This window comes from Bacillus sp. JHAA, assembly GCF_036961585.1.
GTDB classification, from domain to species: Bacteria; Bacillota; Bacilli; order Bacillales; family Bacillaceae; genus Bacillus; species Bacillus velezensis.
The window spans coordinates 95,328-117,942 of the sequence record NZ_JBAMDE010000005.1; the positions used below are offsets into that span (position 1 = coordinate 95,328).

At 43.6% G+C, this 22,615-nt stretch carries 30 protein-coding genes and 3 pseudogenes; 8 read left to right on the plus strand and 25 right to left on the minus strand.

Going from position 1 to position 22,615, the window contains the following annotated elements:
- Positions 1 to 41: 41 nt before the first annotated feature.
- From V7728_RS12935 to V7728_RS12945, 3 genes are all read right to left on the minus strand, one after another.
- Entirely contained in the window at positions 42 to 362 is a 321-nt protein-coding gene (locus V7728_RS12935; RefSeq protein ID WP_012117769.1) for a YodL domain-containing protein, read from the minus strand.
- Positions 363 to 421: 59 nt separating this feature from the next.
- Complete coding sequence (locus tag V7728_RS12940; protein WP_099566845.1) at positions 422 to 1,033, minus strand: phosphatase PAP2 family protein; 612 nt, start codon at positions 1,031 to 1,033, stop codon at positions 422 to 424.
- Positions 1,034 to 1,106: 73 nt separating this feature from the next.
- On the minus strand, positions 1,107 to 1,280 hold the full coding sequence (locus tag V7728_RS12945) for a YozD family protein (RefSeq protein WP_003153696.1): 174 nt from the start codon (positions 1,278 to 1,280) through the stop codon (positions 1,107 to 1,109).
- A 117-nt stretch (positions 1,281 to 1,397) separates the two neighbouring features.
- On the opposite strand from V7728_RS12945, the gene V7728_RS12950 reads away from it, so the two are divergent.
- A complete protein-coding gene (locus V7728_RS12950) occupies positions 1,398 to 1,541 on the plus strand; it encodes a hypothetical protein (protein ID WP_012117771.1) in 144 nt (47 codons plus the stop codon).
- Here the strand turns inward: V7728_RS12950 and V7728_RS12955 are convergent.
- From V7728_RS12955 to cgeC, 14 genes are all read right to left on the minus strand, one after another.
- Entirely contained in the window at positions 1,538 to 2,218 is a 681-nt protein-coding gene (locus V7728_RS12955) for a hypothetical protein (RefSeq protein WP_003153690.1), read from the minus strand. The genes V7728_RS12950 and V7728_RS12955 overlap by 4 nt on opposite strands.
- 409 nt (positions 2,219 to 2,627) lie before the next feature.
- Positions 2,628 to 2,852, minus strand: coding sequence for a YozE family protein (locus tag V7728_RS12960; RefSeq protein ID WP_007407941.1), 225 nt, complete (start codon positions 2,850 to 2,852; stop codon positions 2,628 to 2,630).
- 74 nt (positions 2,853 to 2,926) lie between these two features.
- On the minus strand, positions 2,927 to 3,205 hold the full coding sequence (locus V7728_RS12965) for a YokU family protein (RefSeq protein WP_099566846.1): 279 nt from the start codon (positions 3,203 to 3,205) through the stop codon (positions 2,927 to 2,929).
- Positions 3,202 to 4,623: a lysine 2,3-aminomutase gene (gene ablA / locus V7728_RS12970; RefSeq protein ID WP_082998638.1), complete on the minus strand. Its 1,422-nt coding sequence runs from the start codon at positions 4,621 to 4,623 to the stop codon at positions 3,202 to 3,204. The genes V7728_RS12965 and ablA overlap by 4 nt, the downstream gene beginning before the upstream one ends.
- Entirely contained in the window at positions 4,620 to 5,492 is an 873-nt protein-coding gene (gene ablB, locus V7728_RS12975) for a putative beta-lysine N-acetyltransferase (protein ID WP_099566847.1), read from the minus strand. The genes ablA and ablB overlap by 4 nt, the downstream gene beginning before the upstream one ends.
- A complete protein-coding gene (locus tag V7728_RS12980) occupies positions 5,455 to 6,756 on the minus strand; it encodes a peptidase (RefSeq protein WP_373467079.1) in 1,302 nt (433 codons plus the stop codon). The genes ablB and V7728_RS12980 overlap by 38 nt, the downstream gene beginning before the upstream one ends.
- Entirely contained in the window at positions 6,728 to 7,423 is a 696-nt protein-coding gene (locus V7728_RS12985) for a 3-oxoacid CoA-transferase subunit B (RefSeq protein WP_015240034.1), read from the minus strand. Before V7728_RS12985 ends, V7728_RS12980 begins: the two co-directional genes overlap by 29 nt.
- Positions 7,408 to 8,097 carry a CoA transferase subunit A gene (locus V7728_RS12990; RefSeq protein ID WP_015240035.1) on the minus strand — a complete coding sequence of 230 codons (690 nt, stop codon included), beginning with the start codon at positions 8,095 to 8,097 and terminating at the stop codon, positions 7,408 to 7,410. Before V7728_RS12990 ends, V7728_RS12985 begins: the two co-directional genes overlap by 16 nt.
- Positions 8,098 to 8,103: 6 nt before the next feature.
- Complete coding sequence (locus tag V7728_RS12995; protein ID WP_099566848.1) at positions 8,104 to 9,435, minus strand: aspartate aminotransferase family protein; 1,332 nt, start codon at positions 9,433 to 9,435, stop codon at positions 8,104 to 8,106.
- Positions 9,436 to 9,681: 246 nt separating this feature from the next.
- Positions 9,682 to 10,128, minus strand: coding sequence for an AraC family transcriptional regulator (locus V7728_RS13000; RefSeq protein WP_025284877.1), 447 nt, complete (start codon positions 10,126 to 10,128; stop codon positions 9,682 to 9,684).
- A 137-nt stretch (positions 10,129 to 10,265) separates the two neighbouring features.
- Positions 10,266 to 10,412, minus strand: a complete 147-nt coding sequence (locus tag V7728_RS13005; protein WP_014418145.1) for a YjcZ family sporulation protein — start codon at positions 10,410 to 10,412, stop codon at positions 10,266 to 10,268.
- A gap of 78 nt (positions 10,413 to 10,490) precedes the next feature.
- A complete protein-coding gene (locus V7728_RS13010) occupies positions 10,491 to 11,270 on the minus strand; it encodes a GNAT family N-acetyltransferase (RefSeq protein ID WP_080130164.1) in 780 nt (259 codons plus the stop codon).
- Between the two features lie 38 nt (positions 11,271 to 11,308).
- A complete protein-coding gene (locus V7728_RS13015) occupies positions 11,309 to 12,580 on the minus strand; it encodes a glycosyltransferase family 2 protein (protein WP_099566849.1) in 1,272 nt (423 codons plus the stop codon).
- A 64-nt stretch (positions 12,581 to 12,644) separates the two neighbouring features.
- Positions 12,645 to 12,944, minus strand: coding sequence for a spore maturation protein CgeC (cgeC, locus tag V7728_RS13020; RefSeq protein WP_059368415.1), 300 nt, complete (start codon positions 12,942 to 12,944; stop codon positions 12,645 to 12,647).
- Between the two features lie 210 nt (positions 12,945 to 13,154).
- Between cgeC and V7728_RS13025 the strand changes: the two genes are divergently transcribed.
- Together V7728_RS13025 and V7728_RS13030 are read left to right on the plus strand one after the other, a co-directional pair.
- A complete protein-coding gene (locus tag V7728_RS13025) occupies positions 13,155 to 13,586 on the plus strand; it encodes a hypothetical protein (RefSeq protein WP_012117783.1) in 432 nt (143 codons plus the stop codon).
- Positions 13,587 to 13,592: 6 nt separating this feature from the next.
- Positions 13,593 to 14,549 carry a CgeB family protein gene (locus V7728_RS13030; RefSeq protein WP_099566851.1) on the plus strand — a complete coding sequence of 319 codons (957 nt, stop codon included), beginning with the start codon at positions 13,593 to 13,595 and terminating at the stop codon, positions 14,547 to 14,549.
- 49 nt (positions 14,550 to 14,598) lie between these two features.
- Here the strand turns inward: V7728_RS13030 and phyC are convergent, their stop codons facing one another.
- The gene (gene phyC, locus V7728_RS13035; protein ID WP_094031784.1) at positions 14,599 to 15,750 is read right to left on the minus strand and encodes a 3-phytase; all 1,152 of its coding nucleotides are present in this window, start codon (positions 15,748 to 15,750) and stop codon (positions 14,599 to 14,601) included.
- Positions 15,751 to 16,065: 315 nt separating this feature from the next.
- Between phyC and V7728_RS13040 the strand changes: the two genes are divergently transcribed.
- Complete coding sequence (locus tag V7728_RS13040; protein ID WP_003153663.1) at positions 16,066 to 16,491, plus strand: SDR family NAD(P)-dependent oxidoreductase; 426 nt, start codon at positions 16,066 to 16,068, stop codon at positions 16,489 to 16,491.
- A 33-nt stretch (positions 16,492 to 16,524) separates the two neighbouring features.
- Here V7728_RS13040 and sprB read toward each other — a convergent pair whose 3' ends face one another.
- Together sprB and V7728_RS13050 are read right to left on the minus strand one after the other, a co-directional pair.
- Positions 16,525 to 16,701 (minus strand): recombination directionality factor SprB, encoded by a 177-nt coding sequence (gene sprB / locus V7728_RS13045; protein WP_003153662.1) that lies wholly within the window; start codon positions 16,699 to 16,701, stop codon positions 16,525 to 16,527.
- A gap of 2 nt (positions 16,702 to 16,703) precedes the next feature.
- Positions 16,704 to 16,977 (minus strand): annotated as a pseudogene (locus V7728_RS13050) (hypothetical protein); the annotation flags it as partial.
- Positions 16,978 to 17,338: 361 nt separating this feature from the next.
- Between V7728_RS13050 and V7728_RS13055 the strand changes: the two are divergent.
- The gene (locus tag V7728_RS13055) at positions 17,339 to 17,863 is read left to right on the plus strand and encodes a hypothetical protein (protein ID WP_025284882.1); all 525 of its coding nucleotides are present in this window, start codon (positions 17,339 to 17,341) and stop codon (positions 17,861 to 17,863) included.
- A 642-nt stretch (positions 17,864 to 18,505) separates the two neighbouring features.
- Entirely contained in the window at positions 18,506 to 18,880 is a 375-nt protein-coding gene (locus V7728_RS13060; protein ID WP_015240044.1) for a YoqO family protein, read from the plus strand.
- Positions 18,881 to 18,896: 16 nt separating this feature from the next.
- Here the strand turns inward: V7728_RS13060 and V7728_RS20520 are convergent.
- Together V7728_RS20520 and V7728_RS13065 are read right to left on the minus strand one after the other, a co-directional pair.
- Positions 18,897 to 18,975, minus strand: a pseudogene (locus V7728_RS20520) (hypothetical protein); the annotation flags it as partial.
- Between the two features lie 138 nt (positions 18,976 to 19,113).
- Positions 19,114 to 19,569: pseudogene (locus tag V7728_RS13065) on the minus strand (hypothetical protein).
- Positions 19,570 to 19,926: 357 nt separating this feature from the next.
- Between V7728_RS13065 and V7728_RS13070 the strand changes: the two are divergent.
- Both V7728_RS13070 and V7728_RS13075 read left to right on the plus strand, forming a co-directional pair.
- Positions 19,927 to 21,063: a Rap family tetratricopeptide repeat protein gene (locus V7728_RS13070; RefSeq protein ID WP_076425302.1), complete on the plus strand. Its 1,137-nt coding sequence runs from the start codon at positions 19,927 to 19,929 to the stop codon at positions 21,061 to 21,063.
- Positions 21,053 to 21,235, plus strand: coding sequence for a hypothetical protein (locus tag V7728_RS13075; RefSeq protein WP_003153655.1), 183 nt, complete (start codon positions 21,053 to 21,055; stop codon positions 21,233 to 21,235). Before V7728_RS13070 ends, V7728_RS13075 begins: the two co-directional genes overlap by 11 nt.
- A 391-nt stretch (positions 21,236 to 21,626) precedes the next feature.
- Here V7728_RS13075 and V7728_RS13080 read toward each other — a convergent pair whose 3' ends face one another.
- The 3 genes from V7728_RS13080 to V7728_RS13085 form a co-directional block, all read right to left on the minus strand.
- On the minus strand, positions 21,627 to 21,839 hold the full coding sequence (locus V7728_RS13080; RefSeq protein WP_157773903.1) for an aldehyde dehydrogenase family protein: 213 nt from the start codon (positions 21,837 to 21,839) through the stop codon (positions 21,627 to 21,629).
- Positions 21,757 to 21,966 carry an aldehyde dehydrogenase family protein gene (locus tag V7728_RS20525; protein WP_353752944.1) on the minus strand — a complete coding sequence of 70 codons (210 nt, stop codon included), beginning with the start codon at positions 21,964 to 21,966 and terminating at the stop codon, positions 21,757 to 21,759. Before V7728_RS20525 ends, V7728_RS13080 begins: the two co-directional genes overlap by 83 nt.
- A gap of 110 nt (positions 21,967 to 22,076) precedes the next feature.
- Entirely contained in the window at positions 22,077 to 22,502 is a 426-nt protein-coding gene (locus tag V7728_RS13085; RefSeq protein WP_076425305.1) for a selenium binding protein, read from the minus strand.
- Positions 22,503 to 22,615 lie beyond the last annotated feature (113 nt).

Sequence of the window (22,615 nt, forward strand, 5' to 3'; positions counted from 1 at the left end):
AGACAATACGGAAGCCGGCTGAAGATTCAGCCGGCCCCGTCTTACCTCGGCTGGACGAGCAGCCGGTTAATTTTGCTCCATCCCGCAGGGTTAAGCCTGTAATAGGTCTTTCCTTTTCTTCCTTCGTCTATGAGTATGACATCTCCGGTCGCTATGAATCTGGCTTGATAGTCGTTTGGGACCGTATCAGGCACATTAAAAACAGAAAATGCCCTTTCCAGTGCGTCTTGATGATTGTCAGCGGCCAGCTCTGTCCGATAGACGACCCTGTATCCCTTTTTCTCGCCGTAGCGGGGTGTTTGAAAAATCGTCACATCATAGGCGCAAATCTTTTTTTTAAACACGGGCAGCGATAACAGCATCAAGATCCCTCCCTCTTATTTCTTAATAGTATTAGCGTTTTTTCTCATTTCTCCTGTCTCTATTTTTGTCGAAACGGATGATACTTTTCGTCAAAGAGCGCAAAAAGCGAAACGAGGCAAAGTCCGAGACTGAATCCGGCAAGCACATCCGTCGGAAAATGCGCGCCCAAATAAATTCTGCTGAATCCGATCAGAATGACGAGAACCCCGGTAAAAACGGTGACGGCCCGTTTTCTTTTCGTGAAAAACGGAACATGCTTGATCAAAAAGTAAGCGATGACGGGATACATCACTGCCGAATTCATGGAGTGGCCGCTCGGAAAACTGTATGAGGTTTCATGGACGAGCGGTTCAAAAGCGGGTCTGGCTCTTTCAATCAATTCTTTTATTTTTATGTTTACAATCCGTTCAATGAGAAAGAGAAGCGGCAAAAAAACAACATCCGGCGTTTTTTTGTACATATACAGAGCCGCGCCTGTCAAAAGAAGAAGCGGCAAAAGCACCGCGGTCGTGCCGAGCTCCGTTATCCATAACATCAATTCATTCAGCCAGGGAGCCCTGATCCTGACAGCCGCTTCTATGAGACGCTCATCAAAAACCTGGACGGCTTCTATCCGGATCGCTGCTGCGAGCAGAATAAACAATGCGAAAAGACTTGCTGGCTTGTACAACGTTTTCCCCCCATGTTTCATTCTCCCGAGCTGATTGAAAAAACCGAAGCTTTTTCACTTCGGTTCCGCAGTTTCAGTCTTCATCAAGCTCTTCGTCTATCATACATTTTTCTAATAAATAATCAAAGGTGATGTCGGCTATTTCGAAGATTTCCTCTTCACTCGGTATGTACCCGCGCATAGCAAGCTGACTGTAAAAATAATCAGCTATTTCTTCTGTGTCAATCACAAGATCTATTTCTTTCATGCAAACACCGCCTCCTTTTTTATGTTTTATGAAAAAACCGTTCAAATTATACCCGAAAGTTCTAAACGTTTTGTCCGCTCATATACTTTTAAAAAACAAGCCCCGGAGGGAGAAAAGATGATGACGAAAATGATGGCTTTATTGGACGGAGATGGATTTGATATCGTATTGGAAAAAGTGCTGAAAGGAATGTCGTTTGTAATCTTTGCCGGCTGTCTGCCCTGGTTTTTATATGTCACCGTCCGTTTTTTTGCCGGCTAGCTGAAATGCTCCCGCAGGCTTTCCAGCACAAAATTCATCATATCTTTATATTCTTCGTCACCGAACAAATGATAAAGAATCTTATAATCGTTATAAATATCAAGCAGCTCATCTACAATCGATACCGCCAGCACATGCAGGGCATCGGGATCATCAGCATCGCCTTCAAACTGAAGAAGAGCAGACGCGACGGTATCCTCGCCGATCTCATGAGATGCTTCCCCAACATAGTGGACAAACAGCAGCTGATGTACAAACTGATCCATTTCATATTTTCTCAGAACCAGCGTGAGATCCTCTTCCTCCGTTTCAAGCCACTCTCCGTCTTTCAGCCGAGTCAGCTCATAAATAATATCCTCCCAGCCATCCTCTAAATATCTCCATATTTCAGTTCTGTGGCCGATGACACGGAATAATTCCTTTCCGTAGTCCTTTACATATACTACGTCGCCGATCAGAAATTCATATTCAATATCCAATTTTTCCATATCGACGATCACGCCCTCATAATCTTTATAAAGCTGGATGGACGATTCAAAATAAAGCACTTCATTATGATTGACTTCGTAAAGATAATGTTTATCAATTTGATGAACCTTCGTAATGGTGCCGACGGTTCCGTACATCACGACGACCACGATGTCTCCCACTTGAAATTTCGGTTTATCTGGCTTCATGCTGTCTCCCCCTTGCCGCGGACTGTCATACGCTATCGTATGCCGGCCGCCATCATTTCGCATGGGCATGAAAACCACAGGAAATATCTATTTCTGTACCTGTTCAAAATGGCAAAAACCGCAACATGCTTGTGCGTTTTTTCACTTACCGTAACAGAAGCGTCCGATGACATTCCGCTCTCGATCGAATGAGCAGTAACAATGCTGAGACAAAAAGCTTCTATTTTTTATGAGTCTTTGTTTTTTTCTCTATGACGCAAAGGTAAATACCCGGCCCGAAGGCATGTTGACAATATCACCGCCGTGATGTTCAAGATTTGCCGTGAAACAAATCATCGAAGGTGTATGGAGATTCAATTCAGGCTGCATATTTGCAACAGAAAAAAACCGCACAATGTGCGGTTTTTCGTCAGGCGTGATGCACCTCGGTCTCATATTTTTCCCAAGCTTCATCAAATGTCGCCATCGTTTCTAAATAGTCGGCGCTCAGTTCTAAATAAGAACTGAGCTCGTGATAATCGCTTGACGTTTTCGGAAAGCCGTGATCTTCGTATGCCTGATTCGCAAACTGGCTGATTGCGTCCTGCGGCTTGGGATGCCTGTATTTCATCAAATAGTGATAAAAGGATTTCATGGGTTTCCCCTCCTGATGACTGTCTTTTGTTGTACTATTATACAATTCAAGTGTGAAATTACAACAAAAGAAGACTAGGAGAAGTCAAAATAATTTCGTTTCAAGATCCGTTCTGTCTCCATCAGCTCTTGATATGTGAGTGTTTCCGGTAATTTTTTTGCTTCGACTAAAAAAAGCTGATTTTCGATTTCCGCTATGACCGCTTCCTCCTGATAAGTCATGCCGCAGGAGGAACAGGCGAATGCGGGTGTTTCTGTAATTTCTATGGCCCTCGTACCGTCAGGAAGCTCCCAGTACACAGCCGCCTGACTAGCTGACGCCTTCTGATTGCCGCACCACTCGCATGGCTTCACGGCGACTCACCTCCGACTTCCGATCCTGCTTTTTGCTCTTTCTTTTGCTGTGCAATAAATTTCTTTTCTTTCAATTCATCTCTCTTTTCCCTGCGGTCTTTCAGCGTTTCATGATCAGGGTTTGATGTAAACGTTTTCCTCCTGTCGATCCTCGATACATTTTCCGGTGTGAACGAAACCTCTTTGTCCGCGAAAATGGCGCTCAGTCCGACCGGCTCGTGTTTGGCCATCGTTCCCGGAAAAACAGATTCAAAATAGTCGTCGGCTTGATTCGGGATATAGTTTTCCGGCTCGGGATAAGATGTAATCACCCCTTCGAAGTTTCTGATCACAACTTTCTCCGGACTTTGGGAGAGCAAGTAGTTCGGCTGCAGGGCGATTTTACCGCCTCCGCCCGGGGCGTCGACGACAAAGGTCGGCACGGCAAAGCCCGTTGTGTGGCCCCTCAGTCCTTCAATGATTTCCAGCCCTTTTGACACAGGCGCTCTGAAATGGCCGATCCCCTCTGACAAATCACATTGATAAATATAATACGGACGCACGCGGATTTTCACTAAATCATGCATGAGTTTTTTCATAATCGGCACCGAATCGTTAATACCTGCTAAAATAACGGCCTGGTTACCGACCGGAACACCTGCGTTAACGAGCTTTTCACACGCCGCAACCGATTCTTCCGTCAGTTCGATGCTCGTATTAAAATGAGTGTTCAGCCAGACCGGATGATATTTTTTCAAAATCTGACAAAGGTTATCTGTTATCCGCTGCGGAAATACGACGGGCGCTCTCGTTCCGATCCGGATAATTTCAAGGTGGGGAATGTCACGCAGGTTTTTTAAAATATATTCCAGAATCTGATCGTTGATTAAAAGCCCGTCTCCGCCGGAAATCAGGCAGTCACGGATTTCCGGCGTTTCCCGGATGTAAGCGATTGCCGCATCGAGCTGTTTTTTCGGCACCCCCATTCCGATCTGTCCGGAAAAACGCCTTCTTGTGCAATATCGGCAATACATCGAGCATTGATTTGTCACCAGAAAAAGAACGCGGTCGGGATAGCGGTGCGTAAGCCCGGGAACCGGTGAATCTTCATCTTCAAACAGCGGATCTTCAAGGTCATATTTCGTTTTGTGCATTTCTTCTGACAGCGGCACGGACTGCATGCGGATCGGACATCTCGGGTTATCGGGATCCATTAAAGAAGCATAATAAGGCGTAATGTTCAGGGGAATGGTTTTTACAGACATCCTGACGCCTTCTTCTTCCTCTTCGGTCAAATGAATGACTTTTTTCAGGTCATCGACGGTTCTTACAGTATGGGTGAGCTGCCACAGCCAATCATTCCACTTGTCTTCCGGCACATCTTTCCACAATTCAATCTCCTTCCAATGACGCTTCGGCTGAAACCATTTGTTTGTCAAACGAATTCCTCCTTATGAATGGCCAAACGTAAAGTCTTGCACCATATATTCATATTTTCGAGCCCTTCTGAAATGCGGCAGTTGTTCACAAGCCTGCCTCTGTAGCCGTATCCGGCATGATACAAAACGGCATTCATCCCGTAAGACGCTGCACGGGCCAAGGAAAAAAGATGGATGATTCCCCGGCCCGCGAGTTCCTGCTCCAACGCTTTAAACAAGTGTGCCGTTACGGAGTTCCCCCTGTAATCTGACAGAACCGCGCAATCGGTCATTTCAGCGTGCCCCAATACCGGATTGATATCTGCGCTTGCCGCCCCAATAAGACGATCCTGATCGAATGCGGCATAATAGATGGTGTTTTCTCTCATTGTTTTTTTAATATAAAGGGGATTAAAGACAGGAGTCGGATAGGTAAGAAAAACATGTTTATATAAGTGCGTTAAACGGTCTGCATCATCTTCGTCCGCTTTTCTGAACATCAGCGCGCTTTCTGTCTGAGTCAGTCCCCGCCGCGGTGTCTCATATAAACGGTCAACAGTCGAATCTTCTGATACATATGAATCTGACCGTCTCCGTTCCTCTGATAAATAGCGCACCATCACAACAGCCTCATGCCCGTTGTAATACCCGTCTATGACACCCTCAACAATAAAAAGATGCTTGACAAATTCCGGCTCATCGCCGCGCTTGGCAAAGAAAATTACCTTTTGGGCTCCTTCTTGCTTTGCTTCTGCCAAAACGGCCGGAATAAGCGCCGTGATCTGTCCGTCATAACGAATGACTCTGAGCCGCTCATTGAAACGGTCTGCATCAATCTCGGCCGCTCCCTTTTCAGCCCTCAGTTCCTTTATCAGCTCCGTCACCCCCATCTGCCACCCCGCACCATTCCATGATAAAAAGAGAAATGATTTTGACGGCATCGATTAACGCCCGGATTTCAATGTATTCATTCGCCTGATGCGCCGCCTTGACTTCTCCCGGCCCGAAGACGATGACCGGCGTCTGTCCCGCGTGCTGCAAAAGCCCTCCGTCCGTACCCCACGGGGACGCTTCACGAACCGGTTTTGCCCCTTTCATTTTCTCAAAAGAAGATTCCAGAGCGGAAATCAGCGGATCCTCATCCGGGAGATCATTCGGAAGCCACTGAGCCCCAAACCATTCTATTTCCGCCGGGTGGTGTTTAAACCACTCATCCCGGTACTCCAAATCTTTCAGCCAGCTTGCGAGCTCTTCTTTTACTGCTTCGGGCGTTTCATCCGGCGCTATTCCGCACCTGCCTTCTATCACCACACGGTCAGCTACCGATGATGGCCACGTTCCCCCTTGGACGGTGCCGATATTAATGGGAACCGGAATCGGAACGTCCCGATAAAGCGGGTCTGTGATACGGGCGTTGCGGACGTGTTCAAGCTCTTTAAGGGCTGTGATGACATGCAGGCTTTTTTCAATGGCGCTCACCCCTTCATAGCGGGTGCCGCCGTGTGCGGACAATCCCCTTACCGTAATGCGGAACCACATAGACCCTTGCTGCTTAACAAATAGCTTTAAATTAGTCGGTTCGGGAATAAGCGCCCCGTCAGCCTTGTAGCCCCTCATAACAGCCGACAGCGTTCCCGCGCCGCCGCACTCTTCATCTACGACACTTTGAAACAGGACATCTCCTTTTAACGTAATCCCGCAGGCTTCAAGCGCTTCTAACGCAAACAAGAGAGCTGTATTGCCGCCTTTCATATCCGTTGACCCGCGGCCGTAAACTTTGCCGTCCTTTTCAACAGCGGTAAACGGTTCATACGTCCATGCGGCGGGATTTCCTTCCGGGACAACATCAATATGTCCGTTCAGTATCAGTGATCTTCCGCCCCCGGCCCCTTTCTTTACGGCTGTGATATTCGGGCTTTCATGGAAGTCTTCGCGTTCCGATACAAAATAAGGATGCTCTTTCAAATGTTTGACACTCGGCTCCCATACATCAATATCCATGTCAAACTGTCTCAGTTTTTCTAAAACGACTGCCTGTGCGTTAAATTCATGGCCGAACGTGCTTTTTTCCCCGATCAGCCGTTTCAGCAAGCTTACCGCTTTTGCTGTGTTTTCTTCCGCCCACTCAGTGACTTTCTTTTCTAATTGATCCATGGACAGGCCCCCTTTTAAGAAAACATTCTCCCAATCTGATCTCGGCATCCGTTGTTTGAATGACATCGTCTATGGTCGTGCCATTCAGCAGTTCCTCAAGAACAAAAGCCCCATCATCTATGCTGATGACGGCTTTCTCTGTAATGATGAGATCTGCACAGCCCGCTGCTGTAAGCGGCAATGAACAGCTTTCGACCAGCTTCGGCCGGCCTTTCTGATCGGTGTGGCTCATGACGACAACCACTTTTTTCGCGCCTTGGGCAAGCTCCATCGCCCCGCCCATTCCGGGCACTTTTTTTCCCGGCACGAGCCAATTGGCGAGATCACCTGTCCTGCTGACTTGGAGCGCGCCTAAAATGGTAATATCTATCAGCCCTTTTCTGATCATGGCAAAAGACAGAGCTGAATCAAAATAGGAAGCACCCTTAACTGTACTGACAGGAAACCCGGCCGCATTGCATAAAAGCTCATCCTCCTCTCCGCGCTCCGGACTGCCGCCGATCCCGAGGACGCCGTTTTCCGCCTGCAGCATGACCTCCATGCCGGCCGGCAGAAAGTTCGGCACTAAAGAAGGAATGCCGATCCCCAGGTTGACAATCATACCTGAGGTAACTTCACTGGCGGCCCGCCTCGCGATACTCTCTCTTTCCGCTATTCCCAAGCCCATTTCCACTTCACTCCTTCACTTTGCACGACACCCTCCACGAAAACGCCCGGCGTTACAATATGCTCGCTGTCAAGTTCGCCGGCAGGCACAATCTCTGCCGCCTCAGCAAATGTTCTTTCGGCCGCCGCAGCCATCAGAGGGTTCATGTTGCGCGCCGTTTTGTCAAACGTCAGATTCCCGAATTCATCAGCAGTATGTGCCGACACAAAAGCGAAATCAGCCGTCAGCGCTTTTTCAACTAAATAGGACTTTCCGTCAATCGTTACGGTTTCTTTGTTTTCACAAACGGTTGCGTTATCAATGCCGATATCAGTTAAAATACCGCCTAGCCCCGCTCCGCCTGCGCGAATCCGTTCAGCAAGCGTCCCTTGCGGCGAAAATTCCACCTCAAGCGCTCCGTCAGTCATTTGTCTGCCCGCGACAGGATTTGAGCCGATATGGGAAGCGATCAGCCTTTTTACCCGCTTATGAACGATAAGCGGGCCGATGCCGATTTCCGGAAATCCGGCATCATTGCAGATGACGGTCAGCTCTTTAACGCCGCTTTCCAAAATCGCTTCGATTAATGACGGAGGTGAACCCACTCCCCCAAAACCGCCGAACATAATGACAGATTCGTCCTTGACATCGGCAATTGCTTCATGAATATCGATTTTTTTATGAAAAATAGACATATCAGCTCAATCCTTCTTCATCATTTTTTCAACTTCTTCTGCGGCCTGGGAAAATAGATCTGACAGCTCATCCAGCTCGGCATATGAAATTGTGAACGGCGGGGCGATGATGACGGCGTCTCCTTCTCCGCTGTCAATACCGGGCTTTGCAGGGTAAATAAGCAGGCCCCGTTTTTTTGCCGCTTTAATGATTTTTTCGGTGAAGGCCTGTTTTTTCGAAAAAACGTCCTTCGTCGTTTTATCCTTAACGAATTCAACCCCGATCAGGAGGCCTTTACCGCGGACATCCCCAATCACCCCGCTGCGCTCTTTGATTTCTTCTAATTTCCGCTTCAGCATTACGCCTTTCTCCTCTGACTGCCGAAGCAGCTCGTGTTTCTTAACATAGCGAAGCACTTCAAGCGCCGCTCTAGCACAGTATGGGTTGGCACTGTACGTATGTCCGCTCATAATGACCCCGGAGCCCCGCTTGATCGTTTCAATGATGTCATCAGACGCAACGGCTGCCGCTATCGGAGCGTAACCGGCGCCTAACCCTTTTCCGAGCACCGCGATATCAGGTGCGATCCTCCAATGCTCAGAAGCAAGCATCCGCCCTGTTCTCCCGAGCCCCGTCATGACTTCATCCGCGATAAACAAAATACCGTACCGGCGGCAGACATCCTCAAGCGCTTCATAATAACCTGCCGGCGGAGTGATGGCCGCCCCGGCTGCTCCGACAATCGGTTCTGCGACAAATCCCGCGATAAATGAGGGACCGATCCGCTGAACAGCCGTTTCCAGTTCAGCCGCCGCAGCTTTCACAAATTCCTCTCCCTGCAGCTCTGAACGATACATATTAGGCGCTGAAACGGCAGGAAACCGTTCGAGCAACTGGGTGAAGCGGTATCTCCGTTCGTAGAACCCCGATAATGAAAGCGCTCCCAAAGTAATGCCGTGGTAACTGCCCCATCTTGATAGAAAGACGGATTTTTGGTATTGCCCTTTTTCCTGCCAATATTGAACGGCCATTTTCATCGCTGTTTCGACTGCCTCTGAGCCGCTGTTTACAAAAAATGACCAATTCAGCCCGCCCGGCAGATGATCCGCCAGAAATAAAGCGAGTTCTTCTGCCGGAGTACTGGTGAATTGCGAGCGATACACAAACGAAACGGAGTCAAGCTGCTCTTTTAAAGCTTGTATAATATCCTCCGTGCCGTGGCCGATATTGCAAGTGACCGCCCCCGATGCTCCGTCAAGATACTTGTTCCCCTCCTGATCATACACATATGATCCCTTTCCATGACTGACTGACGGATAATTCCCGTCAAGCTCCGGTTTGATTAAATAGCTCCCCATATCTTTCCACCTCGAAAACCCATTTGCTTCATTGTATGAACAGATGAATAACCGCATTCTTATCCTTCAGAAAGTTTTTTGCAGAAAATACCTTTCTGTAAAACAGGCTGCCGGAGATGTCCCGACAGCCTGAAGAGCGTTCTGGAAATTCTATTCCTATTGTTGATTTTATTCTTTGCTCAGCTCATCATCCATCATTTTTGATCTGAATCAGTATAAGCAGAAGGCGGAAAATTCCCGTCTTCTTTACCGTATGGGAATCAATATTTCACACAAATGATGATTCACCTTTTGTAAAGTATACCTTTCGATAATGGGCTGCTCTCTGATTGATAAATTATTTTTTTCGATCTCAGAAAAAACAGTGTTCCAAAATCCACTGACTGCCTCTTTTGTATGATCAAGCAAGAAAACAGCGTACTTCCCTCCGGAAAATGTACCAATCCGGGCTGGTTCAGGCACATGGTCTTGATTGATAACAAGACAAACATCATAGCGGCATTTCTCTTTAGGAGTACGATTCGGATGATCTTGCGGAATTCCTAAAATGACAGAATGACAAAGCAGACCATTCAATTGCGCCCAGTTTTTAAATGACTCCATCAGTTCATTGTTTTGCTTTCCGCCATACTCTCCGATGTTTCGGAAGTAAGCAATTCTGGATTCAGGTAATTCTTCAATCGTTATGTTCACATTTTCGCCCCCTTCTCCAGAAAGGTAATATGTATTAAAATGTTTTTCAAGCTGATTTTTCAGCATGGGTATAACAAAAAGCCTGCAGAAAGTGATGTTCTCTGCAGGCTGATTTTCAATATAGGATTTTTTTCAGTCTAACAAATAAAAGCCGCACCGACGATGATTAATAAAATAAACAATACCACGATCAGCACAAAAGTGCTGGTTCCGCCTCCGCAGCCGCCGTGCCCGTAACCATAGCCAAAACTGCCGCAACCGTAGCCATATCCGTATCCGTACATGCGCAAATCATCCTTTCTTCTTACGATATACGGCATTGTATGCGGGCCAACTCCCAATTGGTTTATGCGAATGCCCAACTATGTAAGAAAATAATGAAAAATTGTATGCACGCGCCGAAATCTTTTGAAGCCGAGTTTTTCATAAAAGCGGTTTACACCGTCCATCCCGGACGTCACAAGGTATACGGTTTCCATGCCGTTCAGCTTTGCCGCCGCCATCAGCTCATTCATCAATATCGATCCGTAGCCTTTTCGTTGGAATTGGTCCAGAATTGCGACTTCTTCTATTTTTGCGGTTTTATCTGCTTTGTTGATGAAAAGCTCTCCGCAGCCGATCGGAATCGTTTGCGAGGCGTCGCTGTAGCACACGACAAGCATAACCGTTCCGTCCTTATACAAAGGATATTTCCGCTCAAGCTTTTGTTCGGCCGCCGCCTCGCCAATGTAAAGGGCATCATAGATGTTCATAATAGACGACCCGTCGGCGAGGCTTTTTTCCGTCCCCCAAGCAGTGAGCGGGTGTCCGGCCTGCAGGTCCCCATTTTCCAGTTTCCTTGCAAAAAACAGCTCATCTTCCACTACGCAGCCCTGCTTTACCAGATTTTGTTTCAGAAGAAGCGGAAACGCGTGCTCCGGAGCCGCTTTCACATGAATATAATTGGCTTGAAGCATGCCCGGAACGGACGAAAAAAACGGCAGCAGTTTGTCTAACGGAAATGTACGGTGCAGCTGAACAAAGTTATGCGAAAAAATCTGCGGCAAAAAAGGGTCCGTATATACACTGAAATGCTCGAACCTCTGAATGCCGGAAGTAAGCTCTATATACTGCTTCTCGGTTTTATCAAATTGATCGGTCATAAAAGCTCTCCTTTTCCTTACACATCCAACTGCATCCCTCAACCTTTTGTTATATTGAGATTTCTCATAATTTCATCGTACACCGGATAGAACGGCATTCCAATTGGTAATTGTTTAATTTGCTGAAAGGAAATGGGTATCGCCTTCTGATTCGCAAAAAAGCGTTTCGCTACGTCATGACTGATCGGATGGAGAACCCCTCTCAAATAAACATAAAATTCCCGTTCAATGCGAAACAGCATTCTCCCGGGCAGATGTTGAATACAGCCCGATGTCCCCCGGCTGATCGGCGGACCGTCCGGAAGCGATTGTATTTCGGCCCGCTCTAAAGCCGGGATGTCATGCCGTTTAAATCGGTAAAAGCGAAATGCGCTATGATCAACCAGCCTTTTCTCCCCGTCTTCTATAAAATAAACATGAAACTGATCCCTGACGAGCTGAAAATTCGGAATACTGACGGAGTTCTCTTCCTCATATTGAAATAAAAACGGATCCGGAATGACGACGGTTCGGCCTTCATATAACGAATGCCAGCGCTCGTTTACAGGCTTCCTTTTATTTCGGTCAAGCTGATATACTTTCTGATCCGTCCCCTTTACAAAGGATCCGTCGATCAGGACAGACGGAAGCGATTGATACGTGTTTTGAAATGAGTGGGGTGTTTTATAGGTCGTATCCAACACTTCTTTTATCGGCAGAAATGATGTAAATGTGTTGAGCCTGCTCCAAAAAACAGAGTCTCCGTGATTCCAATGCATAACATCTTCGTCCCAAAAGCTGCCGAACTTCTCTTTCACACGCTCAAGCAATGATCTCCGGTGCATCACTGAACAGTGGTCAACGAGAAAAGCGGCCTGATCTAGCACCTCTTCAGCAAAACGATAGAAGTGGAATTGTTCTGTTCCGCGCCCGTTTACATGTATCACCTTCTGGCTGGAATAGACGGCATCAAACTCGCTGTATTGATTAAGCGCTTCCGCCATGCGGCTGAGCCTATCCGGATGAAATACGGTGTCGTCTGTCAAATAAGTGATGTATTCGCCTTTAGCCCGTGAAAGCGCATCATTAATCAAAACGGCATACCGGGTGGACTTCAGCCGTTCGGCAGGATTGATAAAACTGTTGTCATAATATATGCGAGGATCTTTTATATACGTACTGATGGCAGCCGAGGTTTCTTCATTTGAATGATCATCCATTACAAACAGCTCCCAATTGCTGTAGGTTTGATGCAAAACACTTTCAATCGCCTGTTTCACAAGATCCGGTTTGTTGTAACTCGTTAAGATAATTGAGATCTTCTTTTCCATCCCATCACCCCTTCTGTAAAACATAAAAAACGGCTCCGAAAGAGACAGAGCCTGATATCCGTTATTAAAAAGCACCCCAGCTGACGATGCTTGAAATCGCGACGTTTGATCTCGTATTATTGAGCGGATTTTGAAAAACGGCCAAATCTGACAGCACTTCTTTGACAATTACGTTTTGCAGTGTGCTGCCGTTAATCAGATTGACGCGTGATACAGGAACCCCAAGCTCTTTTGCCATTACAAGCTGACGCCGCAAATCTGAATGATCTCCGGACGGCTGACGGGATAACAAAAGAAGAAGAAGCAGTACGAGCTGAAAGTCCTCCTCAAAACCCCCGTGTTTTACAGTTTCTTCTGAATCCAAAGTATTCCTCTCCTTCATTTTTTAATCTATACAACGTATGTCATACTCTTACAAACCGCATAGGCAAACAAAGCCTGATTCGAAAATTCAGCTGTTTGATTAAATATTGAAAAAAACACAAGCAAAACGGCATTCGACTTATACCAATCTCTTCAATCAGGAATATGAATAAACGTGAGGTTGAAATTGTTAAAGGAGGTGTATGTCCGCATGAGCGAAGATCGTTTGGAGCTTAAAAAGAACTTATTGAAAACTCTTTTAGCCCCTGTATTTGACAACAGCGCTTTATCTGGCGGTACAGATGGAGGAGATAACGTGAAAAACAGCGTAAAAGAATTATTGGAAGCGGCAATTGATGCAAAAGTAGATGAAGCAGCGGTGAAAGACAGTCTCAGCGCACAATCTGTATTGGGAAGCGGTATTTCATTAGCGGCGAGATGGATTTTTGCAAGAATTCAGCCCGGCACTGTCATCAGCATTGTGATGGATTCAGGAGACATGATCGGCCCGGTTCAATTTGTTGCCTTTGACGAAATTCACGGAATCGTTTTTGTTACGCAGGAAAATTCCGTTACACCGGCAGGCTCTGCTACAACATTGCTTGACGTCGACAAAGTTGAAAGTGTCACGTTCACTTCGTAACAGCATATGAACGTTTTATATATCCGTTCAGGATATAAAGGCATATACACGTATTTTGACCGCTGGATCGAGGAAGGCTTTTTACAGTCTTCCGTCCGCTTTTTTTCTGTTTCTGAGTTTGAGGAAGATACCATCCGCAGTATACGGGCATTCAAACCAGACATCAGTCTGATGATGACGGGAGACCGTATTCCGTCTGAATGGCTTCAATGGCTGAAGACAGAACAGATTCCCGTTTATCTATGGATGACGGAAGATCCTTTTTATTTCGATGTGAGCATGACAATCGCCCCTTTCGCCGATGCCATTTTAACGATAGAACAAAACGCGCTTGATGCTTACCGGCAAATGGGCTTACAGCACGTATATTATGTCCCGATCCCCGTTAATCAGCGGCTTTTTAAGAAACAACCTGCTGAAGCTTCTCTTCACACAAATCTGCTTCTGATCGGATACCCGTACCCGAACCGCGTTGAACTGGTGAAAGCAGCGGCGAAGCTTCCGTATACGCTTCGTATCATCGGGAAGGGATGGCGCAGACATCTGCCTAAAAAAATCGCCAGGCAGCAAAATGTGCTCGTAATGGATGAATGGATTGCACCCGAACGTGCCGCATTATATTACAACAGTGCAGACGTGGTCTTAAACCCTCACCGTTCTTATCGGTTTGCGCTCAATCAGAACGTACGCGGCATCGAAAATATCAGTTTAAATACGAGAAGCTTAGACATTGCGGCTTGTCAGGCCTTTCAGCTGACAGACCTTTCTCCCGCGCCCCCGTTTTCATCCTTTGTTTCTTACAGCGGGCTTGCGGATTTTGCGGATAAGATCCATTTTTATATGACAAACCCGGGTGAACGTAAACAAACCGCGGCGCTTAATTATCAAGAGACAGTACCGGCGTACACGTATGACCAGATTCCGGCTGTGCTTGCGGCTATCCGTTCCAAGACTTTCTCATGAAACGCTCTTCACATCAAAAAGCAGCTTGGATAAGCTGCTTTTTTCATGTTTATTTTCCGCTTCTGTCAGTCAGTTTTCTCGGGTCAACCTGTTTATTGACCTGCGGGTGAAAGCCGATTTTATCAGCGATTCTTTCCCATGGCACCATTTTAAAATTTTGATTGGCCTTTTGGCCGTGATCTATATTTTCTCCGTCCTGTGCGACAAAAAGGCCGAACGGATATTCAGGTCCCAGCCCGAAACCCAGAACGTCAATTCCGTCTGTATCGCTTGTGCCGTCTGTCTCAGGCCCGTCTGTTATCTGAAAGTCCGCAACATATTTGTTCTGTCCCTGTCTTTCATAAATCGCGTAGCTGCTGTTACCCTGGCTTGATGCAAGCAAATAACCTTTCCCGTCAGCAGCGTAGTAAATCGTCAGTCCTTCAATATCAGGGGTTAAATGCCTGCCGTCGGCACGATCGATAACCGTTCCGTTACTGCCGCCGTCCGGCTCAGCGCTGAACTTCCAGATGGCCTCATCTTCTTCTGCGATATAAAGACTGCCGTATTCATCGTCTGCTGCCATCCCTTCTGTCTGAGAATTCATTTTAAACGCCCTTACCTTTTTGCCGGATATGTATCCATTTTTATCAGCATTTAATTCGTATTGTTCAAATTCGCCTTCTTTCCCTGTCACCATCGCGTAATATTTTCCTGTTTTTTGACTGTGGTACAAGCTGAAACCGTATACTTCATCAATTGCTGACGCAATCGGGCGGTCTGGGTTCGTAATGCTTTGTAATGTGCCGTTTTTCCCGTCAATGGCGTAAATCTCAATGGTATTCTTTCCTTCAGACCGATTGGATGCCGCCGCAATATCGACTTTTTTTCCGTTCAACGGAAAATCATAGCGGATATCAACATTGTTCAGCTTCCCGGTAGGATAGGAATGAAGCATCTTTCCCTCTAGGCTGTACACGACTAAGCCTGATTTTTTATTGGTTGTGATCAATTTGCTGTTCTGAGGATTCTTGGGGTCCAGCCAAATCGCAGGATCATCAGCTGCATCACCTGCTGTATCAACCGGTTCCGTTTCCGCCGCCGCATTCACGGTAAAATGATAAGGATCAGACAGCTTATGCTTGGCCTGGGAAGAAACCGCACCGCATGTGAGCATCAATCCGGCTGCCGCGGTTAACAAAAGTGTTTTTGAATGATTCATTTTCCTTCCTCCTTTTATGAAAGTGTACTTTAATTGTAAAATACATACAGGAATGTCAGTGTTAAGTTTTTGTGAAGATTGTCCGCATGTGAGAATTTATGAAGAGAAAAAATTGACGTGAGCAAATATTTAAAATGAACGTTTAGTATAATGTTTTATTTGTGATTTCTAGTCTATTAATCGGGTAAAGCGATATGAAAGCGCATCAGATTAATGTTTTTCTCTAATTTTTGATTTATTGGTTTCTTTCATTAACTCGCTGAAATTGTTCAACATATGATGCATGGTAGAGAAACGAGAGTTGGAGGATAAGCCATGCCTAAACAGCAAGCAGTAGAGCTACAACCGTTTTTTCACGATAAAACTGTTCTCGTCACAGGCGGGACAGGATCAATCGGAAGCCAAATAGTAAAACGCCTTTTGCTCTTAACCCCTAAAGAAGTCATTGTGTTCAGCAAAGATGACAGCAAACAATATGTGATGAAACAAAAATACGCGGATGAACAAAGACTGTCGTTTGTGCTCGGCGATGTTCGTGACTACAGAAGAGTCAACCAAGTGATGAAAGGTGTTGATATTGTCTTTCACACAGCTGCGCTGAAGCAGGTTCCGACATGTGAGGATAATCCCTTTGAAGCCATTCAAACCAACCTTATCGGCGGACAAAATGTCGCAGAAGCCGCTTTGCTGCAAGAGGTGACACATGTGATTAATATCAGTACCGATAAAGCCGTTTATTAAGATACTTACTACTAACCAATTAAAAAAAGAAGCTTACTCTGCACTCCTTTCCAAAGCAGCCTCCAATAAATGCTGAGCAAATTGTTTATAAAATTCATCTAAGTCATTACTGGCTTCATCCTGTTCTATATAGCGGATACTGTAATTATCTTTATGGACAACCTTTATTGTTTTCTTCTTCAATTCCTCATAACGTTGGTAAGGTTCCAAAACTACACCCCCGCTTTCACAGGAGTATTATATGTATGTAATGGTTCGTCTCTTGACTGTTCTTTCTTTATCAAAGCCTCGCAAGCTTGTTCAAATGTATGGTTAACTTTTTTCTTTATCCAGCGTTCAGTACCGATTTCATCAAAGATGAAATCGGTGTTTTGTACTTGCTTTACTTTTTATATAGGTATGTGTTAATTGATTTTCAGCTATGTTCTTATACATAAGGAAATCATTTATATGTACGACATAAACTTTATTCTCTGGCTCTCTAAACCATTCAAAATCCGCAGCTATATCCACCCTTTTGCGAATTTCCTCAGACCTGCCTTCGATATTTTCGGTTCATCAAGTGTTCATTCCTTCCATATTATCAGTTCATTTACCCGTACTTCTTTAATGCAGCAGCAGCCTCGTCAACACAAATATTCCGCAATTCCGAAATCTTTATCTCCTTCTTTACCCATCATTCTTGTATCTTTTGTTTCCAACTAACCGCCTCCTTAAAATTTTCACCGAAGAAATTTACACTCCATTCAGAAAATTCACCATATATTCACAACATTCTCCATTTATTTCAAAATTAATTGTTATAATATAGTTGTATTACATACCTAAACCAAGGGAGATGCTTTTAATGAAAAAAACAGCAATTGCTTTATTAGTTTCAACTATCGGTCTTACTGGTGCAGCTGCTTCAGCGAACGCTGCTGCTAAAAGTGAGCCAGCTTCCCTGCCTCACAGTAATCTTGAAGCCTTAACAAATACTGATAGCTTCCATGTTTTAAAAACTGGCACAGATCGCAAAAACGGTGTAGGCAAAGTCAATCTAGCTAGAACAGGGCCAGACTCATGGAAGACTGTAGTCAGCAGCTTCACACCAAACAATGTAACCAAGATCTCTCTGATGGGATTCCAAGAATCAGGCGCAACGGGCAGTGCCTCTGCGGATGTGACGTATGAATTAGTAAAGTCAGATGGAACTGTAGTTTCTACTGTTAGACCGAGCGGAGGAAATTATTCAAGAGAACAATTTTACAAAGTATTTAGCGTCAACACATCAAGCATCACAGGAAAACAATTGTATATCCGAGCTCATAATAATGACACTTCAGCCCAAGTAACAGTTAATGTCGATGTTTACTGGGACTACAATTATTAATGCATTGAGAGGGTTTCCCTCTCTTTTTTATTTTTAAAATATTTGTTTAAAATAATAATGCAGACTTGTGCTTAAACTGAATAATACTCAAGATGCTTATTTGCTAATCTTATATTTGACTTTGTTGAGTTCATCCATCACCATTTTAACGGTACTCAGTAATTCAAAAATATGTTCTTGGTATCCGGTCCTGTGGTCTTTTTCAATTACTCTCTAATTATCATTCAGCCTTTGAAAATATAAATGTGTCTTTTTCATCATCTGAATCGTCAAATAAACCTTGGAGCAGGAATGCTTCATATATAGAGCCTCCGTCAATGAACGTTACTTCTTCACTAAGTATCCCATTGAGCGCTCATCAGCTTTAACACATCGTCAACAGAAAAGATCAGCGGATGAGGTGAGGTTTGAAGACATTATTGCTGTTCAATATGACATTCCCTAGTTTATTGCTGTTATCTCTTATCCATTATTTATTGTTGCGTTTGTTTACAGCATAATAAACAGCATGTCATGATCCACTCTAAATTTGTTCTTAAAATTACGATTTTAAGTTAAGTTTAAACTGCATTATGTTGAGAATATCACCTTTAATTGGTAAGCTGATATCTAAGGTCATACTTATACAAAGCAGGTGATATATTGAACAAAATAATCGGAATGACCGGATTAATTATCTCCTTACTTGTGCAAGGGTTCTCAGCAAGTGATTCATTGACTCATAAGATCGCCATGGCTTGTCTATTTTTGTTCTTATTGGTTTATAATTTTAACCATACTAAGGAGTTCTCTAAAAAGTCTCTGGCGATTATAGGCGCTTCCTTTATTGTGCTAATGCTTGGAATTTATCAATTGCTCTTTTTTACTGGTGATTACTTTGAAAGTCGCGGTTTAAATTTTGGATTTATCCTCTTACTTGAAATTGTTTTAGTTATTGGATTAGTGACTGCTGCGCTGAGTTTAATTAAGCATATTGCAGACCGCTTAAGGAAAACACCTGATGGTAAAGAGCGTTGACTCTTTGCCTTTTTTTAGCTAACCATTTCTTTTTATGCCGTCTTTCTATGTACAAAATCAAACGCAATATCGACTTTTGCCGGCTCTCTTCTGTCAAATGATGAATTGACTCCAGACATTGCATCTTAATGGACTCTTTTTCATTTTTCACCAGAATTTCTCGATCAATTACCTTTTTGACACTTTACAAAAGATCCAGTCGCATTGCTCTCTTTGATAAGAACTCTACATTTCTAATAGCAAGATTGAATATTGTTTGTTAATACACTTGGCCCCAACTTTTGCGTCTTAGAATTTGAAAGGCGCACTTGCACTTTAACATTTGTCATTTCAGCTGATATGGAATCAACCCTTCCAGCCCAATTAGGGCTCTCACTTTTCCTCGGGAGTCGGATATAGTTTAAATCGCCAACTGATCTCCCCTGTTTTGGAGGCAAATCCTTCATAACCGTCGTAGCTTCCATAAGAAGATGGCTGAGGAAGGTGGACAGCAAGAATACTCATATTCGTTCTTGCAGCACTTGGCGGGTATAACTGCACTTATAGATTAGTGCCGCACCCTTCGCATTTTTCAGTTTTTGATTTACCGGTTCGAGTACTGCACTACAAGGCATTGGACTTGCTTTCATTTGAGTTGGAGAGGCAATAACAGCAGCCAATAACGGTATAACCAAGATAAATCGTTTCATCTACATTCCCTCACATTTTTTTGTTAATTCCCCTTACTCCCGCCTTGAATATTCATCACTTTTGAATGGTTAGCTTCATTAAAAGGTGAAAAAGGCAGTACTGGAGCTACTGGTGCTGCCGGTAAAGATGGAAAATCAGCATATGAATTAGCGTTCAACAAGGTTTCTCAGGAACATTAGATGAATGGCTTGCCTTACTAAAAGCAACAGCAAACTGATCCCGTACCCTTCTCTAACAAGGAGGATTCTATCGCATTCCATACCGAATTGAGAAATTAAGAAAAAACACCCTTCCCAACATATTACATTATGATAAAATATTACATAATCAGACGAAATGCTAGGAGGGTGATTTTTTTGGAGCAATTGATCTCTTCTTCAAAAGTTGGCTTAAAAATCAATGAATGGTACAAATACATAAGGTTATTCAGTGTTGCAGATGCAGAAATCTTGAAGGAAGAAGTGAAGCAAGAAATAGAGCTTATGGAAGAAGATCAAGATTTATTGTTGTACTATTCGCTCATGTGTTTTCGACATCAATTAATGCTTGATTATCTTGAACCAAAAACCATGAATGAAGAACGACCTAAAATTTCAGACTTATCAGAAGAGATCGAAAGTAAACAAAGCGATCTAAAAGGAATTCTTGAATATTATTTTAACTTTTTTCATGGGATGTATGAATTTGAACAGTACGAATATCTTAAAGCAATAAGTTTTTACAACCGAGCTGAAAAGAAGATATCTATTGTCCCCGATGAAATAGAGCGAGCTGAATTTCACTATAAAGTTGCTGAAGTGTACTATCACATGAAGCAAACCCACATGTCTATGCATCATATCGTTCAAGCAATAGAAACCTACAAAGCACACGAAATGTACTCAATAAGAGTAATCCAATGTTCATTCGTCATCGGTCTGAATTATTTAGACATGGAGTATCCAGAAAAAGCAATACCGCATTTCATGAATGCATTAAAACAAGCACAAGAAATTGATATGCCACGGTTAATAGGTTCTTCTTTGTACAATCTCGGTTTATGCTCATTTACAACAGGACATATGGAGAAGGCATTGGAGTATTTTAAAGAAGGCGTGTCAATTTATCAAACTAATTCTCTTCACAATTCTAGCCGACTGCTTGACATACTTTTAATGTTGGCAAAAACGCACTTTAAATTGTTCAACACGATTGATGGAAAACAGGTTTGTAAACAAGGTCTCACGCTATCAAAGGAGTTGAACGATGACGTATTAGGAAAAATGTTTGATTTTCTTATGGGTTTATTCGTTGAGAATGACAAAGAACGACTTTTTAAAATCTTAGATTACTTAGAATCAAAAGCTATGCTTTCAGATGTGGAAGACCTAGCGACTGATGCAGCAATGTATTATAATGTAAATGAAGACCATAAAGTAGCTACAGCCTTTTATGAGAAAGTGCTTTATGCCCGAAAACAAATTCAGAGAGGGGATTGTCTTTATGAAATTTAAATTTGCATCGGCTTTTATCTTTTTAGTTATCTTACTTGGGCTTGTTGGACATTATCTTCTTGACGGCCACAAAGTTTTTAAAGAAGCCCGAAGAGGCCATACAGCCAGTATCCACATCGCGCTTGATCACCATAATGACTTCTCAGCGGAACGCCGAGGGCAAACCGCATAATGTTTTGGCACTCCCATATAAGGGGGTGTTTTTTTATGCTCTGTGTTCACCTGTTAAACCTGCTCTATGCAATGTTGTGCTCCAGGTGTATAAAAGATCGCTTTTGATCTGTATTTATTTCTGCTCAAAAAGAGGAATAAACAAATGTTTACTCCTCTAACTCAAGAAATAACAGGGCCTTCCTCATTTCAAATACAATTAAGAGACTAATTCGGAACTCTAAAGGTTTACCCTTTGTTTGAAATATTAAAGCATACTGCTTTGTTCAGTCATCTCCTGATAGAATATTTTATTCCTTCCCATCCTAAGCCCGATCCCTCCCCCCACCAAAAGGCATAGCGTCTATCCGATAATCAGAACCATGGTTTACCATGACTCAACCAACATCCAATTAATTTATAGCTTTAAAAGCCGCATTTATATTCTGAGTAAAGATTCCAACTTGTAAACCATAGGATACATCATTAGATTTTGAAATAGCGTTTTCAAGATCTTCAATTGAAACAACAGGGCCAAAAACTTCACTTAGTAGCAAGCCGACAGTCGTGAGGTATGCACTCAAAACCTGTTGGATAATAAAATGATCCCTCTCTTTTTCCACCACAAAGCAAGTCTGCCCCTTTTTCAAAATCCTCATTTACCCAAGACTCAACTCTATTTGCTTCTTCAACAGAAATCGTAGGCCTAATAGATGAACAGGATTTTAGAACAACAGATATTGGTTGTTGTATAACTAATGCACCCGATAGTTTAAGTAACCCTTCACAATCTTTTTAGGCCTAACTCTGATTTAATGTGTGGAGTGGTTTGAAAAAGACGCTCGCCCTTTTCCATGATAGAACTAATGGCCTCTAAATTCATGAAGGAGATCACTTAACTCTTCGTTCTTTTTAATAAAATGATAAAGGTAATCCTCTGTAATAATAAACTGTTTTCCATGCTTATGTTTAGTTGCTAAAGTCTGTTTACCATCACCATCGGTTATTCGAAAGCTATGAATAATTCTATTTCTCATTTCAATGATTTCAGAAAAACACGAAGTAATTTTTGCACCTGAAAACTTAGTTATAGTTTCCTTTATTGGTTGACTAAGTTGACCAGAAGTATAGTCAATTAATTCTTGCCAATTAAACCTGTTTTCCACATCATTTTTAAGTATATTTTCAATGATAAATGCATTGTTAGAGTTGAAAACACAGATTGCGCTTTTTAACAACTCCCTATACTTTCTTGACGGTAAAGATTGCTTACTATATTCTTCATACATTTTCACTATTCTCCTCGCTGTTCAAGGTAAACTTTATTCCTTTTATTCATTCATAAATTATTTATTAATCTCGTGGCATGGCGCTAAATCATCGAATGTTCTCATCAGCGTTT

Coding starts and splice junctions, on each gene's coding strand:
- V7728_RS13075 (WP_003153655.1), top strand. CDS start 21,053: ATGAAATTTAAATTTGCATCGGCTTTTATCTTTTTAGTTATCTTACTT.
- V7728_RS13030 (WP_099566851.1), top strand. CDS start 13,593: ATGAACGTTTTATATATCCGTTCAGGATATAAAGGCATATACACGTAT.
- phyC (WP_094031784.1), bottom strand. CDS start 15,750: ATGAATCATTCAAAAACACTTTTGTTAACCGCGGCAGCCGGATTGATG.
- V7728_RS13010 (WP_080130164.1), bottom strand. CDS start 11,270: ATGACCGATCAATTTGATAAAACCGAGAAGCAGTATATAGAGCTTACT.
- V7728_RS12945 (WP_003153696.1), bottom strand. CDS start 1,280: ATGAAAGAAATAGATCTTGTGATTGACACAGAAGAAATAGCTGATTAT.
- V7728_RS13025 (WP_012117783.1), top strand. CDS start 13,155: ATGAGCGAAGATCGTTTGGAGCTTAAAAAGAACTTATTGAAAACTCTT.
- ablB (WP_099566847.1), bottom strand. CDS start 5,492: ATGGGGGTGACGGAGCTGATAAAGGAACTGAGGGCTGAAAAGGGAGCG.
- V7728_RS13055 (WP_025284882.1), top strand. CDS start 17,339: ATGAAAAAAACAGCAATTGCTTTATTAGTTTCAACTATCGGTCTTACT.
- V7728_RS12950 (WP_012117771.1), top strand. CDS start 1,398: ATGATGACGAAAATGATGGCTTTATTGGACGGAGATGGATTTGATATC.
- V7728_RS13085 (WP_076425305.1), bottom strand. CDS start 22,502: ATGTATGAAGAATATAGTAAGCAATCTTTACCGTCAAGAAAGTATAGG.
- V7728_RS13015 (WP_099566849.1), bottom strand. CDS start 12,580: ATGGAAAAGAAGATCTCAATTATCTTAACGAGTTACAACAAACCGGAT.
- V7728_RS12995 (WP_099566848.1), bottom strand. CDS start 9,435: ATGGGGAGCTATTTAATCAAACCGGAGCTTGACGGGAATTATCCGTCA.
- V7728_RS13040 (WP_003153663.1), top strand. CDS start 16,066: ATGCCTAAACAGCAAGCAGTAGAGCTACAACCGTTTTTTCACGATAAA.
- V7728_RS12980 (WP_373467079.1), bottom strand. CDS start 6,756: ATGGATCAATTAGAAAAGAAAGTCACTGAGTGGGCGGAAGAAAACACA.
- V7728_RS12955 (WP_003153690.1), bottom strand. CDS start 2,218: ATGAAGCCAGATAAACCGAAATTTCAAGTGGGAGACATCGTGGTCGTC.
- V7728_RS12985 (WP_015240034.1), bottom strand. CDS start 7,423: ATGGGCTTGGGAATAGCGGAAAGAGAGAGTATCGCGAGGCGGGCCGCC.
- V7728_RS12935 (WP_012117769.1), bottom strand. CDS start 362: ATGCTGTTATCGCTGCCCGTGTTTAAAAAAAAGATTTGCGCCTATGAT.
- V7728_RS12990 (WP_015240035.1), bottom strand. CDS start 8,097: ATGTCTATTTTTCATAAAAAAATCGATATTCATGAAGCAATTGCCGAT.
- V7728_RS12960 (WP_007407941.1), bottom strand. CDS start 2,852: ATGAAATCCTTTTATCACTATTTGATGAAATACAGGCATCCCAAGCCG.
- V7728_RS13005 (WP_014418145.1), bottom strand. CDS start 10,412: ATGTACGGATACGGATATGGCTACGGTTGCGGCAGTTTTGGCTATGGT.